Genomic DNA, 14,828 nt, shown 5'->3' on the forward strand with positions numbered 1-14,828 from the left:
CCGTGCACTCGGCCGAAAAAAGCGAGGCCAGCCTCAACATTACGCAAGGTATTCTAGCCATTATCTGACAAATTGGCAAGCACTATATAAAGATAACATAAAATTACTCATATAGGTGATAATGAAATTGAATCGCTGCTGAGGAACCGCTCTTCTGGAATGTAGGTGCGTAATCATTTATCGGACTCGATTTTGCTTCTAGACTTCGATTCGATAGCTAAGCCGGGGTTCTTTTAGCTTTTCAATATGTATTCGCTCATTGTCGAGGAACGTATCTTGGAAATTTCAAGGAAGGACGAAACGCTGCGCAGCATGCGGTACATGTTCGCGGCCAGCTTGAAGACGTTCGATTTTCCGGCGCCGTAGAACAGTAACGGGTTGGTGTAGTGCTTAACGGATGGCCATGCCTCTTCAACTATGCCCTCGAACGGCGGCGCGTCGGGAGTCAGTGCTTTCAGGACGACATTGCGGATGTAGCGGGCGCGCGGCTGCATGGCCTCCGATACGGGCGACTGCGTGCCGTGCCAGCGTTTTATCCACTCTTCGCGCGGCAGCTTTTTGGGACGCTCCATCAGCGTTATGGCCATGAGAACCGGCGACCTCTGCCCGTCGGGCCAGTCGCGTTTGCGGAAGTGCTTGTTTCCGCCGTACTCCGTATAGATAGATTCTTCCACCTCATATGCCGCATACGTGAAAAAGCCCGACTGAAGTATCATCTCGATATCCTGATGCCGCGCGATATCATCGACCCACAGGGACAGCTCGGCGCTTATCTCAGGCCCCTTATAGAGTTTCGGCGCGGAGGAGCGCACGTTGGAGAACTCGTCGGCGATGTACATGGTGAGCTTTTTCACGCCGGCATCGTAGAGCCTGGGCTGAATCTTTTCCAGCAGAAGCTCTCTTGTTATTTGCCTGGGCTGGCCTTTGGGTGTCCACAGGATATAAATGATTTTTACCATGGGCGACCTCTAGCTAAAGTTTTTCTACTCTATATGAATATCGGGCGCGTGTCAATCCGTTTTTCATTCTCGCTGAAATATCGATTGAGCAAAGTCAATATCCGTAGATTCGCACAACGGTTTTCATCCCATCAAATACGATGCTACTGCGGAAGCTGGATTGTGTGGCGGCGCTTACAGCGGTACGGTGGTGCCCGGCGTTGGCGGCAGCTCCGTATCCCGTTCCGGCATCTGGCCCGGCAGCGGCGCGTGGACTATCTTCAGTCGCAGCTGGCACTGCATGCAGCGTCCGGCCTCGGTTACGGCCTGATCGAGGGTGAGGCTGCCTTCCTCTTGAATGAATCCGCGCAGGCGTTCTTTTGCCGGCGTCACCGGCCTCTCCACGCGCTTCTTGTAGGCGAAACCTTCTTCGCGTCCCAGGCAGGAGAAGTTGTTGTCGGAAGGGGCCAGCTTCTGGTCGATCTTGCCCTTGCCGCCCAGGTATTTATCGATTGAGGCGGCGGCTATCCTGCCCGCTTGAATGGCCTCGATGACGGAGGCCGGCCCGCTAACGATATCGCCGCCGGCGAAAACGTCCTTCCGCGACGAGACCAGCGTTTTTTCGTCCGCGACGATGCAGCCCTTCTTCATTGCTATAGAGAAGCCCATTGGCACGTCGGACGCCTGGCCGATGGCTGCTATCAACCTGTCAACCTCAATGACGAACTCGCTTCCTTCGATGGGTATCGGCCGCGCACGGCCGCTGGCGTCGGGCTCGCCCAGCTTCATGCGGATGCACTCCACGGAGAGCTTATCGCCGCCGGACAGCACCTTCTGCGGCGCCACCAGGTAGCTGATCTTTATGCCCTCGCTCACGGCTTCCGCGATCTCCTCGTCATTGGCCGGCATCTCGCTGCGCGTGCGGCGGTAGAGCATGGTGACCTTCTTCACGCCGATCCTCAGCGCGCACCTGGCGACATCGATTGCGACGTTGCCGCCGCCGACAACGGCGATCTCCTCGCCCAGGTCGACCTTGTCCTTCAGATTTATCGCCTTCAGCACGGATATGCCGTCGAGAACGCGCGGGTCTTCCTCGCCGGCGATGCCCATCTTTGTGCCGTTGGGGGCGCCCATGGCCAGAAAAACGGCGTGGAATCCTTTATCGAAAAGGCTGTCTATCGATCTGACCTTGGTATTAAGCTGAATGTTCACACCGATGTCCTCGATAGCCTTTATCTCACCGTCGAGGATGTTTCGCGGCAGGCGGTATTCCGGTATTCCGGTGCGCATCATGCCTCCGGCTGCGGGCAGCCTCTCGAATACGGTTACTTCATGACCCAGGGTGCGCAGGAACCAGGCCGCGGTCAGGCCGGCGGGGCCTGATCCGACTATCGCAACTTTCTTTCCGGTATCGGGCGCTATCTTGACCTTGGAGCGCCAGCGCCCGCTGTCCTGCTCGGCGGCAAAACGTTTCAACGCCCTGATTGCTATCGGATTGTTCAGCTCGCATCTGCGGCAGACCTCCTCGCAGGGGTGGTGGCAGACGCAGCCCAGAGTGTGGGGGAAGGGCACCGTTTCGCGGATGACCTCAAGCGCATCCTGGAACCGGCCCTCGGCGATGAGTCTGACGTAGCGCGGGATGTCTATACCTGCGGGGCAGGTGTTGCTGCAAGGAAGCAAAACCTTCTCGCGGTCGTCTGCGCTGAAATGTTTCTTGTCTTTGAGCGCTCCCGATGGGCAGACCTCCACGCAGGCCTCGCAGAACCTGCACGCGGCGTCCTCCAGCCTCTGTCCGTATGATGTGCCCACGTAGGTGTCGATGCCGCGGTTGATGAGCCCGATGGCCCCCACGCCGCGCACCTCCTGGCACATGCGGATGCAGCGCTCGCACAGGATACACAGGTTGGGATCGCGTATGAACAGCGGCTCGTCGAGCGTTATCTTGAACCGGCCCGGCTGCGGCTTGAATACGGGGAACAGGTCGCTCACGCCCACGTAATCAACGACCTTTTTTAGCGGCGAGCCCTCCTCCAGTTCCCCCCGGTATTCGCTCAATATCAGCCAGATGATATCCTTCCTCAGGTGTCGCAGTTTAGGCGTGTTTGTCTGGACTATCATGCCCTCCTGGGCCTTGGTGGTGCATGCGGGGTGGTATCCCGGGATGTGCTCTATCTCTACCAGGCACAGGCGGCAGGCGCCGAGGGGGGGCAGCTCGGGGTGGTAGCACAGGTTGGGAATGTAGATGCCGGCCTTGAATGCGGCCTCAAGTATGGTCTTGCCCTCGGCCACCTTTACTTCGGTTCCGTCTATGAATAATTTGATCATTCTATAGCCTTGAAATCGCAGGCATCGATGCATGCCTTGCATTTGATACATTTATCGTTATCGATACGGGCGAACTCCTTCTTCTGCCACCGGATCGCTCCCGCGGGACAGACCCTGGAGCACTGGCCGCACTTGGTACAGGCCTCTTCAATTACCTTGAATTTCGTCAGCGCCGTGCACACATGCGCCGGGCACCTGTGGTCGCGGATATGCTCAAGGTATTCGTCCATGAAATACCGTATTGTGGTCAAGGCGGGGTTCGGGGCGCTGTTGCCCAGGCCGCAGAGCGCCGACTCTTTGATGCTGGTTCCCATCTCCCTGAGGAAGGTGATGTGTTCCTCCTTGCCGCGGCCCTCCGTGATTTCCTCCAGCACCTCCAGTAATCGCTTTAGCCCCACGCGGCAGGGGACGCATTTTCCGCAGGACTCGGCCACGGTGAACGAGAGGAAATAGCGCGCGATGTCAACCATGCAGGTCTTCTCGTCCATGACGACGAAGCCGCCCGAGCCCATGATGGCGCCGGTCTGAGTTATCGTCACGTAATCGATGGGCGTATCGAGGAGCGATGCCGGTATGCATCCTCCCGAAGGGCCGCCTATCTGCACCGCCTTGAGCGGCACCTTTTTCTTGAGCATGCCGCCGCCCGCACCGTAAATTAGATCGTGTATCGGCGTGCCCATGGGCACCTCGACAAGCCCGGTGTTTTTCACCTTGCCGGCCAGGGCGAAAACCTTGGTACCCTTGCTGTACTGCGTTCCTATTGAGCTGAACCACTCCGCCCCTTTATTAATTATGTGGCTTATGTTGGCCAGCGTCTCCACGTTATTTATCACGGTGGGCTTGTCCCACAAGCCTTTCTCAACGGGGAAAGGCGGCCTTGGCCGCGGCATTCCTCTGTGCCCCTCGATCGAGGCGATCAATGCCGTCTCCTCGCCGCAGACGAAGGCTCCGGCGCCGCGCTTGACCGTGATATCGAACGAGTGTTTTGTGTTTAGAATGTTCTTCCCCAGATAGCCTTTCTGCCTGGCCTGCGCGATGGAGATATCCAGCCGTTCCAGCGCCAGCGGGTATTCCTCGCGGCAGTAGATAAAGCCCTGCGATGCGCCGATGGCGTAAGCGGCTATGATCATTCCCTCGATGACCGCCTGCGGGTCGCCCTCGAGTATGCTGCGGTCCATGAATGCGCCCGGGTCGCCCTCGTCCGCGTTGCATATCAGGTACTTCTCATTGCCCTTGGCGCTCCTGGCGAAGTCCCACTTTCTGCCCGTGGGGAATCCGGCGCCGCCCCTGCCGCGAAGACCCGAGTTCTTGATCTCTTCTATCACCTGCTCCGGCGTCATATTGACAGCCTTCTTGAGCGCCATGTATCCGCCGTGCGCTATGTAGTCGTCTATATCCTCAGGGTCGATCTCGCCGCAGTTCTTCAGAACGATACGCATCTGCCTGGCGAAGAACTGTTCGTAGTCACTGCCCGCAAGGAGCGTATGTACAGGATCGCTGTTAAGAAGGTGGTTCTCGACTATAAACGGCACGTCCTTGGGCTTGATGCATTCATAGGTCAGCCTGCCCAGTTCGGGGGTGATGATATCGACCAGCACGTCGCGAAACAGGCCCCGGTCACCGGTCTTGATTATCTTACATTTCTCGCTCAGGTTGTGGCGTTCCAGCTCTTTCCTGAACAGCTCCGCCACCTCGCGGGCGCCGGCCGAGATGCCGCTGGTTCCCATGCATATGAGAATTTTTGTGCTCATTATTTGGTCACCGCTTGCCGATACTTATCGATAAGTTTCTCCACGCTCTGAATCGTACAGCCGCCGTAAAATTCGTTGTCGATCATCACCACCGGGGCCATGCCGCAGCAGCCGAGGCAGGCCACTCGTTCCAGAGTGAACATGCCGTCCTTCGTCGTCTCTCCCACGGTCACGTCCAGCAGACCGGCGATGTAGTCGAGTATGGCCTTTCCGCCCATCACGTGGCAGGCCGTTCCCTGACACACCGTGATGATATGCTTGCCGCGCGGGGTGAGATGAAACTGCGCGTAGAAGGTAAGCACTCCGTAAATATCGATGGGGTAAATCGACAACTCTTCCGCTATCAGCGATACTGCTTCGCCCGGCACGTAGCCGTACTTGGCCTGTATGTCCTGCAGAACCGGTATAAGGATGCCCTTCTTATCGGGGTATTTACTTATCTCTTTCTTTATGTCCGATGCGCTAACTTTCATAAAGGCCTCTTAAAGGGACAAAACAAAAAAGTAGACGCAAGCGTCTACCCCAACTTATATGTTATATCGTCCGGAACTGCCGCAACCGCTACATGAACGCTCAGTTCATCCTTATACATTTCATTCCATTACATCAGTGAATTGTTACGGGATTATTACGATAGAAACGGGATAGGCAAATTGTACACTTTTATCGTCACATTAGCAAGGGGCCGACGGCAAACCCCAATGTGGTAAAAGGGTTGTTTTTCCTATCGGCGTTTTATGTAGGGGCGTATCGCGATACGCCCACGGCGGGCGGTCACAAGGATCGCCCCTACCCAGTGAATAAACCCCCCTTTACGAAAGGGGGACTAAGGGGGATTGTACCAGACAGGGGGTTGATCCCTGCATCTATTTCTTGACAACGATGCTATAATATCCCCCATGACTTACCGCGAGGCCCTGAAATACATCCTCAGCTTTACCGACTACGAGAAGCTCCCCGCCTCATCCTACACCGCCGCCAACTTCGACCTGCGGCGCGTGGAGGAGCTTCTGCGCCGCCTGGGCGATCCGCACCTGGGCCCGCGCACGGTGCATATCGCCGGCACCAAGGGCAAGGGAAGTACCTCTGCAATGATCGCTTTCGCGCTGACCGCCGCGGGCCGCCGCACCGGGCTCTACACCTCGCCGCACCTGCACACCTTCCGCGAGCGTATCCGTATCGACGGAGAGATGATAAGCGAAGACGATTTCGCATCGACGATCGAAGCTATCAAGCCGCACGCGGACGAGGTCAACAACCAGTCGACTTTTGGAAGACTGACCACATTCGAGGTGCTGACCGTCGCGGCCTTTGTATATTTCAAGAAACGTAATGTCGATTTCCTGGTGCTGGAGACCGGGCTCGGCGGACGCCTCGATGCGACCAACGTCGCCAGACCCGAGGTCTGCGTCATCACTCCGATAAGCATGGACCACACCGAGATACTGGGCCGCACCGTGGCCGAGATAGCGCGGGAGAAGGCCGGCATCATCAAGCCGGGCGCCATCGTCATCAGCGCGCCGCAGAACCCCAACGCCGCGGCGGTGATAAAGGAAACGGCAGCGCGGCTCAGGAACAGGCTCATAAACACGGGCGGCGACGTGAAATGGCGCAGGCTCGATTTCAACACCAGAGGCCAGGAGTTCGAGGTCACGACTCCCAAGGGCTCTCTTCGATATGGCATCTCGCTGCTGGGCAACCACCAGATTGAGAACGCGGCCGTGGCGGTAACCGCGCTGGAAGTCATGGGCGTTGACTACGAGTCGATATTCAGGGGGCTGGCCAACGTGCGCTGGCCGGGGCGGCTGGAGATTATTAAGGACGAGCCCATCGTCCTCGTCGACGGAGCGCACAACGCGGACTCGGCGCGGCGCCTGCGCGAGGCGATAGAGGAATACATACGCTACGACGATATGATACTGGTCATCGGGGCTTCATCCGATAAGGACATCGACGGCATGCTGCTGGAGCTTATGCCTCTGGCGAACAAGATAATCGCCACTAAATCGATGCATCCCCGCGCCCTGCCCGTGAACACCATCCTCAACGAGATAGAGAAGCTGGATCGCAAGGCTTCTTATTTCTCGAACGTGACGGATGCCGTCGGTCAGGCGCTGCAAAACGCGTGGCCGCACGACCTGATATGCGTGACCGGCTCGCTCTTCGTCGTCGCCGAGGCCATCGAGTATATCAAGGGCGTCAAGCGCGACAACCTATAAATCGTGTGGGGTGGGTTTAACGAAGTGTAACCCGCTACTTGCTATCTCCGATCAGAACGCGTTAATTACCCAGAGAACCCCTATGACAATAAAGTAGATGCCCACCACCCAGGCGATTATCTTCGGCTTCACTATAACCAGTATGCCGAACAGGATGCTGAGAATACCGATTACGAGGGTCCAAATATTAATGTCGTCCACGATACGCCCCCTTTCTCAAACTAATCTACGGCAGATGGTTTAAATCATTCTACAGGCATTTAAATCTTTGTCAAGTCGCGTATCCGAGAGTTGACACCCCCATTTACGTCGTGCTAAAATCACGGCGGTTTATTAAAAAGCTATCCGAGTTGCCCGGCCTAAACCGATAGAAAGGCACGGCAGGCGACCGATACGGCGCAGATGGAAACGTCTGCACCCCCCATTGCGGAAAGGAGAGCTGCCGATACTTTTATTTGTATTTGAGCGCCTCATCCCAATGAGGCGCTTTTTAATTTGGCCAAAATTGAATATGGACCCTTATAAACCTGCCGTTGAAGGCGGAAGCTTGCCCTGCTTTCCGCCTTCAACCATTTTAGCTTCCAAAATTGACTCTAGTCCTCAGTTCATGTTAAAATTATGAAAGTTTATTACAAAGCAATCCGAGTTGTCTGTACTAAACCGTTAAGCGGCATGGCAGACAGCCATTCGGTGCAGATGGAAACGCTTGCACCCCCCGTTGTGGAAAGGAAGGCTGAGTTTTGTTTTTGTTGTTATATAGCGCCTCTTTAAAATGAGGTGCTTTTTTTATTCCAATTGCAACTACCTCGATTTAGGAGATTCAAAGGAACTTTTTCAGGATCGATGCATTGGAATAGACATTATCTGTCATCGCGATAGTAAGATGATATCCGATAATTCAACGACAACGATGTATTTCCTGATTTAGTGCCAACGGCAGTCAGAACTGTTAAGGAGAGTAGATATATCATGATAGCTAAGCAGGCAGTAAACGAAATCGAAAGGCTGAAGGAGAGCTATCCCAGCAAATATTCGGCGCTCTTGCCGGCGTTGAGCCTGGTTCAGCGGAATCACGGCAATGTGCTAAACATGAAGGACATTCATGACGTTGCGGCACTGTTTGATGTCCCTGTCGGCAAGGTCTATGGTGTAGCGACTTACTATTCGATGTTCAACGTCGATAAAAAAATCGGGAAATATCACCTGCAGGTTGATACCAATATACCGGGCGTATTAGCAGGTGCAAAAGACATTTTAGCCCATCTCGAAAAAGTCCTTGGAATTAAAGCCGGTGAAACTACCGATGACGGATTATTCACTATTAGCGAGGTTGAGTGTCTGGGATCATGCGGTACCTGTCCCGTGATTCAGGTCAACGACGTGTACTATGAGAACATGACTACCACAAAGGTGGACCAGCTTATCAAATCATTACGCAAAGATGTGATGCCGGAACGGAAGGATGATTCGCACTTCGGGACGGTTTGCAACGTTCTTCTGAAGAACAGGGGTGTAAAAGACGCCACCTCGATAAAAACGGCTAAAGCCAATGGCGCATATCAAACCCTGGCCAAGGCAAAGAAGATGAAGCCGGAGGATATCCTTAAAGAGGTTAAGGACGCCGGTTTGCGGGGGCGCGGCGGCGCCGGATTCCCGGCGGGAATGAAGTGGAGCTTCCTGGCGAAAGATACAGGCAAGCCCGTATATCTTATCTGCAATGCCGACGAAGGGGAGCCGGGGACGTTTAAAGACAGACAGATCATGGAATACGATCCCCATCTGCTAATCGAGGGTATGGCGATTTCGGCGCTGGCCATCGGCGCAAAAACAGCCTTTATCTATATACGCGGTGAGTTCGGATGGATTGCCGATATCCTGGAGAAGGCGATTGCGGAGGCCAAGAAAGACGGCCAGCTTTCCGATTTAAATATAATCGTGCATCGAGGCGCGGGTTCGTATGTCTGCGGTGAAGAGACGGCGCTTATCGAATCCCTGGAAGGCAAGCGCGGACAGCCCCGCATACGTCCTCCCTTCCCCGCAGTCTCGGGTGTATATAATTCTCCCACCATAGTTAACAATGTTGAGACGCTGGCAAGCGTTCCGTTTATCGTGGATAAAGGGGCCGCGGAATTCAAGAAATTGGGATCCGAAAATAATTACGGATTTAAGCTGTTCGGCATCAGCGGGTGCGTGAACAAACCGGGCGTTTACGAGTATCCCATGGGGGTTTCTTTCAATGAACTCATTAAAGCCGCCGGCGGCGTCAAAGGAACACTGAAAGCCGCTATAGTAGGCGGACTGTCGGTCGCGATCATGAAGGCGGAAGAGCTAAAAGATTTGAAGATGGATTTTGATTCCTGCGCCAAGAAAGGCACCGGCCTTGGCTCGGGCGGGATCATGGTTATCAGCGATGATTTCTCTATTCCAGAGCTAGCCCTCCGTACGGCGAAGTTCTATGCGCATGAGTCGTGCGGCAAGTGCGTGCCGTGCAAGGAAGGTTCGTACATGCTGGTGAAAATACTGAAGAAGATACTTGCCGGCAACGGGACATCTAAGGATATCGATAACATCATCAAGATAACCAATACGGTGCGGGGAGGATTAAGCCTCTGTCCTACCGGCGAGGCATTCTCTGTTCCGATTGGCGCGATGGTTACTAAATTCCGCGACGAGTTCGAAGCGCTGATTTAAAGATTAGCGCGAATTGAGTTTATTTATCATATAGCGAGGAGAATAAACGATGAAGATCACAATCAATGGGATAACTTGTGAAGCAAAGGAAGGACAGACGGTGCTTCAGGCGGCCAGGGACAACGGGATTTATATCCCATCTCTGTGCTACCACGAAAGGACCGGCGTTGCCGGCAAGTGCCGTGTATGCGTTGCCGAGATTGAGGGCATGCGTGGATTACAGACTACCTGTTCCGTTGAGGCGAAGGACGGCATGAAGGTTGTAACCAACTCGGAGACCGTATTGAACGCCCAGCGTCTGGTCGTCGACCTGCTCTTATCCACAGGCAAACACGATTGTATTTCATGCGAAAAGAACGGCAATTGCGAATTGCAGAATGCGGCTTACTATCTGCATATCGAGCATCCGAGCATCCAGTATGCCGATATAGTGACGGATACGGACGATAGCTCGGCCTTTATTCAGGTGGAACGCAGCAAATGTATCTCATGCGGGCGCTGCGTCGCCGGATGCAACAATACCGTTGTTAACGAGGTGCTCGATTTCGGCAGCCGCGGGCATGGAACCGCCATCGTATTTGATACGAACAAACCCATGGGCGAGTCGACATGCGTGCAGTGCGGCGAATGCGTTCAGATGTGCCCGGTGGGCGCGCTCATCGAGAAGAAGTCTATCGGTAAGGCGCGGGCATGGGAGATCAAGAAGATACGCACCACCTGCCCCTACTGCGGAGTCGGGTGTCAACTTGACCTGCATACCAAAGGCGAGCAGATCGTTAAGGTCACCGGTGTGGAGGATGGCTCTCCAAACAAGGGTCAGCTTTGCGTTAAAGGGCGCTTCGGCTACGACTTCATTTATTCAGAGGACAGGTTAACGTCTCCCTTGGTTAAAGAAAACGGTAAATTCAGGGAGGCTGCCTGGGAAGAAGCCCTCGATATCGTAGCTAATAAGTTTAAGGAGATAATAAAGGAATCGGGCCCGGACGCCATAGCCGGAGTGAGCTGCGCCAGAAGCATCAATGAAGATTCTTATCAAATGCAGAAGCTCTTCCGATCGGTTATCGGCACTAATAACATCGATCATTGCGCACGTACCTGACACGCCCCTACGGTCGCCGGTCTGGCGGCCGCGTTCGGCTCAGGCGCAATGACCAACTCATTCAACGAGCTTGAAAGAGCAAAACTGATATTCTGCATCGGCACCAATATGACGGAAGCACACCCGGTTGCATCGTACTTCCTCAAGCGCGGGGTCAAGAAAGGCGCCAAGTTAATAGTGGCCGACCCGCGCAAACAGCCTCTGGCGGACAGGGCCGATATCTATGCCCAGATAAAGGTTGGTTCGGATGTGGCCTTCCTTAACGGTCTAATGAATGTTCTTATCGCGGAGGACCTGTACGACAAGAAATTCGTTAGTGAGAACTGCGAGAATTTCGATGACCTGAAAGCCAAGGTCATGGAATATCCTGTTGAGCGTGCCTCCGAGATATCGGGTGTGCCTGTCGAGACTATTCAGGAAATCGCTCGTACGATGGCAAAGGTTAAGCCAGGCATGCTGTGCTATACGCTCGGTATAACCGAACATACCTGCGGCAAGAATAATGTTATGTCGACAGCCAACCTTCAGATGCTGCTGGGTAACATGGGGGTCGAGTGCGGCGGCGTCAACCCGCTGCGCGGACAGAACAACGTTCAGGGCGCGTGCGACATGGGCGCCCTGCCGGTGGTTTTCCCGGGATACCAGGGCGTCACGGACCCCGCGATAAGAGAGAAGTTCCAGAAAGCTTGGGGCGTTGCGTCCTTACCGGACAAGCCGGGGCTCATGATCCCGGATATGATGGCCGGACTACCCACGAAGAAGGTCAGGGCATTCTACATTTTCGGCGAGAACCTGGCGAACACGGAGCCGAATATAAAGCATGTAGAGCATGAGCTGGAGTCGGCGGAGTTCATAGTGTGTAACGATATCTTCCCGACGGAAACGACAAGGTTTGCCGACGTAATCTTCCCGGCGGCGGCATGGTCGGAGGACGATGGCACATTCACCAGCAGCGAGCGCAGGGTCAATCGCGTTCGCAAGGTCAAGAGCCCTCCGGGACAGGCTAAGCCGAATTGGTGGATATTCAAAGAGATAGCTAAGAGGATGGGTCACAATTGGGAGTCCAACAGCGCCCAGGAGATATGGGATAATGAAGTATCCGTCCTGGCTCCGGCATACGGCGGGATTAAGTACTCAAGGATTGAAGGTGACGGACTGCAGTGGCCCTGCCCCAATGTAGAACATCCGGGGACAAAGTTCCTGCACAAGGATGGAAAGTTCTCGCGCGGCAAGGGCGCTTTCAAGGGCATCGAGTGGACGCCGCCGGCCGAGGTTGAGGATAAAGAGTACCCGTTCGTGCTCAGCACGGGTAGAAGGCTCTATCATTATCATTCGCGTACGCAGACGATGCGCACCGGATTGGACAAGATACTTTCGGAGGAGACGGCTGATATCTCACCTGCCGACGCAGCGAAGCTAGGTGTGAAGAATAACGAGTATGTGATTGTCTCGTCACGACGCGGATCCGTAAAAGTAAAAGCAAGGGTGACGGAGCAGATTCCGCCGGGCCTAGTGTGGATGGCTTTCCATTTCCGCGACGGCAATGCGAATTGGCTGACGAACAATGTGTTCGATCCTGATACCAAGACCGCGGAATACAAAGCCTGCGCTGTTAAGGTGGAGAAAGCGAAGAAGTAGCGCAGCCATTTAAAAAATTCGATAAAGCGTGATTTATCCGGCGCCCAGCCTGTAACGACTGGACGCCGGATGGTATTTAAGAACTACATGGCAAAGGAGGAGGTTAATCATGAAAAGCAAACTTGGTGACATCATCGGAAAAGCCATCCAGAATGAAGAAGATGCTAGGCTGTTCTATACCGATCTCGCGAAAAAGGTGAAGGATAAAGAGGCCAAAGAAGCCCTGACTTTTATGGCAGGGGAGGAGAAGAAACACAAGGATTTTCTCGTTTCATATCGGGACGGAAAGAATAAGAGCGCGTTGAAAATGGAGGATACCGTCGATTACAAGGTGGCCGAATACAACGAAAAGCCGGATATTAAAGGCGATCTGAAATCCAAGGACGTGTATCTAATCGCCGCCCATCGCGAACTCAACTCACACAATTTCTATAACGCGCTTGCAGAAGCGCAGCCAAAAGGTGAGGTCAAGGACATGCTGCTTACAATGGCCCAAGAGGAGCTCAAACACAAGGAAAAGGTTGAATACCTGTACTCGAACACGGCTTTTACTGAGGCTTGGTAATTAGCTGCTGAAAGACAGGAGTTCTGCTTAACGCATTATTGAGAAGGGGGAAGCATTAATGCTTCCCCCTTTTTTACTCTTGATTTTCTTTCCGCCACCAGATGAGAGCCCATTTCGACTGCCCTTCGTGAGTAAAGACAGACGAGTCTTGTTCTTCGACGAATTTACTCTTCAGAAATTCTCGCAGCTTCTTTTTTTCATCGGTGCTAAAGGGATCGGTTCGCCATTGTAGATCATCTATAGCTTCTTCAACACTCGAGAACTGAGCTTTGACCTTGCAGTAGAGAATCTCGACGTTAGCTTGGATGCCCATCTGAAAAAGCATATTGTAAATGTAAATATATCGCGCATGCCCTTTACCGTATCTGCCTATTGCCTTATAGGCTTCCCAGTCAAAAGGAAGATGCACGATTGGGGAAGTGAGAAAAGCCGCCTGTCTAGTGATGGCAACTATATTTGATAGAGCTTCTTTCATATCACCCGAGCTCAGCGAGCGTGAAGCTACTACGACATCATGATTGCCTACCTGCTTGTTGGCAAAGGCGTCCTGCCAGGAAGAGTTCAGGTATTGGATGTTGCTTAAGCCGCTGCTTTCGGCATCGGACCTCAATCGTTTCAGCATCTCCGAAGAAATATCGAGTGCAGTGACACTCGCTGCCTTCTTCGCTAGAGGAATAGTGAGCGTACCCGGCCCGCAGCCGATATCAAGCACCGTCCACCCGGGCCTGATTTCAATTCGTTCCAGCATTTGGTAGATATAATCATCCTTATCCCTTGTCTCGCCATCCTTAACGTGGTTAACCTTTTTACCGAATCGATCCGCTCTCCTGTTCCATAGTTCCTGCTGTGACGAGTTGTCTTTCAGGTGAGAGTGTCTTGATTCTTGTTGCCACATGGCATTCCAATCTATCGACTTGAAGTCCATAGCTTTCTCCATAAAACGCTATATCGGCATGTTTCTTAAGTACTATTTGATAGTTCCATCCCATCATTACTTTTATTTTGATGAACGATTGTCAATGACCCATCAGTATCACAACTTGCTCAGGATCTCCGCCACCTTGACGGCCGTGGCTCCCGTAAGCTTGGCGCACTTCTCCCGGGTTTCCTCTCCTTTATTACTCATGTAGTGCGTGGCGACCTCGTTCATGTCGAACCAGTTAAGCCCTGTGATCTCGGAGCAGGTGTTGCTTTTAAACATCGACTTGAACCACTGTGCCAGCTCGTGGCACGGAGCAAAGGCAGGCAGGATAGCCTCCAGGCCCTGGTCGATGCTGGACCGCCCTGTTCTGGCGTTGATGAGTACAAAACCCATGGTCAGAGCGCCGCAGGTCAACCCACAGCCTCCCCCTCCCTGAAGCCCTCCCACGGCTTTGAACCAGAAGTCGTCCCTGATCTCGAGGACATCCTGGAAGGCCTGAAATATAGATTGAGAGCAGCCGAAGGATTTCCTATAGTAATCATATGCCAACTCGCCCAGCCGCTCCCGCTCCTCTTCCGAGGTGAGGATATCCTTGACTCTCTCGTCAAAGAGCGCGGAGAAATTGTGTTTGGGGTCAGGTTTATCAGGTGCCATTATTGTCCCCTTTCATCTTCTGTCAG

Annotated in this window: 11 protein-coding genes and 2 riboswitches; of the genes, 4 read left to right on the forward strand and 7 right to left on the reverse strand. The window is 53.7% G+C overall.

Going from position 1 to position 14,828, the window contains the following annotated elements; genetic code table 11:
- Positions 1-233: 233 nt before the first annotated feature.
- The 4 genes from WC562_06865 to nuoE form a co-directional block, all read right to left on the reverse strand.
- Positions 234-959, reverse strand: a complete 726-nt coding sequence (locus tag WC562_06865) for a hypothetical protein (GenBank protein MFA5055870.1) — start codon at positions 957-959, stop codon at positions 234-236.
- 174 nt (positions 960-1,133) lie between these two features.
- Positions 1,134-3,263: an FAD-dependent oxidoreductase gene (locus WC562_06870; GenBank protein ID MFA5055871.1), complete on the reverse strand. Its 2,130-nt coding sequence runs from the start codon at positions 3,261-3,263 to the stop codon at positions 1,134-1,136.
- Positions 3,260-5,014, reverse strand: coding sequence for an NADH-ubiquinone oxidoreductase-F iron-sulfur binding region domain-containing protein (locus WC562_06875; protein MFA5055872.1), 1,755 nt, complete (start codon positions 5,012-5,014; stop codon positions 3,260-3,262). Before WC562_06875 ends, WC562_06870 begins: the two co-directional genes overlap by 4 nt.
- Positions 5,014-5,487 (reverse strand): NADH-quinone oxidoreductase subunit NuoE, encoded by a 474-nt coding sequence (gene nuoE / locus WC562_06880; GenBank protein ID MFA5055873.1) that lies wholly within the window; start codon positions 5,485-5,487, stop codon positions 5,014-5,016. Before nuoE ends, WC562_06875 begins: the two co-directional genes overlap by 1 nt.
- Before the next feature lie 426 nt (positions 5,488-5,913).
- Between nuoE and WC562_06885 the strand changes: the two genes are divergently transcribed.
- Positions 5,914-7,233, forward strand: a complete 1,320-nt coding sequence (locus tag WC562_06885) for a folylpolyglutamate synthase/dihydrofolate synthase family protein (GenBank protein ID MFA5055874.1) — start codon at positions 5,914-5,916, stop codon at positions 7,231-7,233.
- A gap of 51 nt (positions 7,234-7,284) precedes the next feature.
- Here the strand turns inward: WC562_06885 and WC562_06890 are convergent, their stop codons facing one another.
- On the reverse strand, positions 7,285-7,434 hold the full coding sequence (locus WC562_06890) for a DUF3096 domain-containing protein (protein MFA5055875.1): 150 nt from the start codon (positions 7,432-7,434) through the stop codon (positions 7,285-7,287).
- Positions 7,435-7,564: 130 nt separating this feature from the next.
- A riboswitch (molybdenum cofactor riboswitch) is annotated at positions 7,565-7,686 on the forward strand.
- Positions 7,687-7,860: 174 nt separating this feature from the next.
- Positions 7,861-7,980, forward strand: a riboswitch (molybdenum cofactor riboswitch).
- Positions 7,981-8,202: 222 nt separating this feature from the next.
- On the opposite strand from WC562_06890, the gene nuoF reads away from it, so the two are divergent.
- The 3 genes from nuoF to WC562_06905 all read left to right on the forward strand — a co-directional run bounded on the left by nuoF (position 8,203) and on the right by WC562_06905 (position 13,226).
- On the forward strand, positions 8,203-9,924 hold the full coding sequence (gene nuoF, locus WC562_06895; protein ID MFA5055876.1) for an NADH-quinone oxidoreductase subunit NuoF: 1,722 nt from the start codon (positions 8,203-8,205) through the stop codon (positions 9,922-9,924).
- A gap of 49 nt (positions 9,925-9,973) precedes the next feature.
- A complete protein-coding gene (gene fdhF / locus WC562_06900; GenBank protein MFA5055877.1) occupies positions 9,974-12,661 on the forward strand; it encodes a formate dehydrogenase subunit alpha in 2,688 nt (895 codons plus the stop codon).
- A 109-nt stretch (positions 12,662-12,770) separates the two neighbouring features.
- A complete protein-coding gene (locus WC562_06905; protein ID MFA5055878.1) occupies positions 12,771-13,226 on the forward strand; it encodes a ferritin family protein in 456 nt (151 codons plus the stop codon).
- A 73-nt stretch (positions 13,227-13,299) separates the two neighbouring features.
- Here the strand turns inward: WC562_06905 and WC562_06910 are convergent, their stop codons facing one another.
- Together WC562_06910 and WC562_06915 are read right to left on the reverse strand one after the other, a co-directional pair.
- A complete protein-coding gene (locus WC562_06910; GenBank protein ID MFA5055879.1) occupies positions 13,300-14,151 on the reverse strand; it encodes a class I SAM-dependent methyltransferase in 852 nt (283 codons plus the stop codon).
- A 108-nt stretch (positions 14,152-14,259) separates the two neighbouring features.
- Positions 14,260-14,802: a C-GCAxxG-C-C family protein gene (locus WC562_06915; GenBank protein ID MFA5055880.1), complete on the reverse strand. Its 543-nt coding sequence runs from the start codon at positions 14,800-14,802 to the stop codon at positions 14,260-14,262.
- Positions 14,803-14,828 lie beyond the last annotated feature (26 nt).

Source organism: Dehalococcoidia bacterium (assembly GCA_041649635.1).
Classification (GTDB): Bacteria; Chloroflexota; Dehalococcoidia; order E44-bin15; family E44-bin15; genus JAYEHL01.

What these genes read in the sequence shown, in the direction of transcription:
- nuoE (MFA5055873.1), bottom strand. Translation starts at nt 5,487, where the DNA reads ATGAAAGTTAGCGCATCGGACATAAAGAAAGAGATAAGTAAATACCCC.
- WC562_06905 (MFA5055878.1), top strand. Translation starts at nt 12,771, where the DNA reads ATGAAAAGCAAACTTGGTGACATCATCGGAAAAGCCATCCAGAATGAA.
- nuoF (MFA5055876.1), top strand. Translation starts at nt 8,203, where the DNA reads ATGATAGCTAAGCAGGCAGTAAACGAAATCGAAAGGCTGAAGGAGAGC.
- WC562_06915 (MFA5055880.1), bottom strand. Translation starts at nt 14,802, where the DNA reads ATGGCACCTGATAAACCTGACCCCAAACACAATTTCTCCGCGCTCTTT.
- WC562_06870 (MFA5055871.1), bottom strand. Translation starts at nt 3,263, where the DNA reads ATGATCAAATTATTCATAGACGGAACCGAAGTAAAGGTGGCCGAGGGC.
- WC562_06910 (MFA5055879.1), bottom strand. Translation starts at nt 14,151, where the DNA reads ATGGACTTCAAGTCGATAGATTGGAATGCCATGTGGCAACAAGAATCA.
- WC562_06875 (MFA5055872.1), bottom strand. Translation starts at nt 5,014, where the DNA reads ATGAGCACAAAAATTCTCATATGCATGGGAACCAGCGGCATCTCGGCC.
- WC562_06865 (MFA5055870.1), bottom strand. Translation starts at nt 959, where the DNA reads ATGGTAAAAATCATTTATATCCTGTGGACACCCAAAGGCCAGCCCAGG.
- WC562_06885 (MFA5055874.1), top strand. Translation starts at nt 5,914, where the DNA reads ATGACTTACCGCGAGGCCCTGAAATACATCCTCAGCTTTACCGACTAC.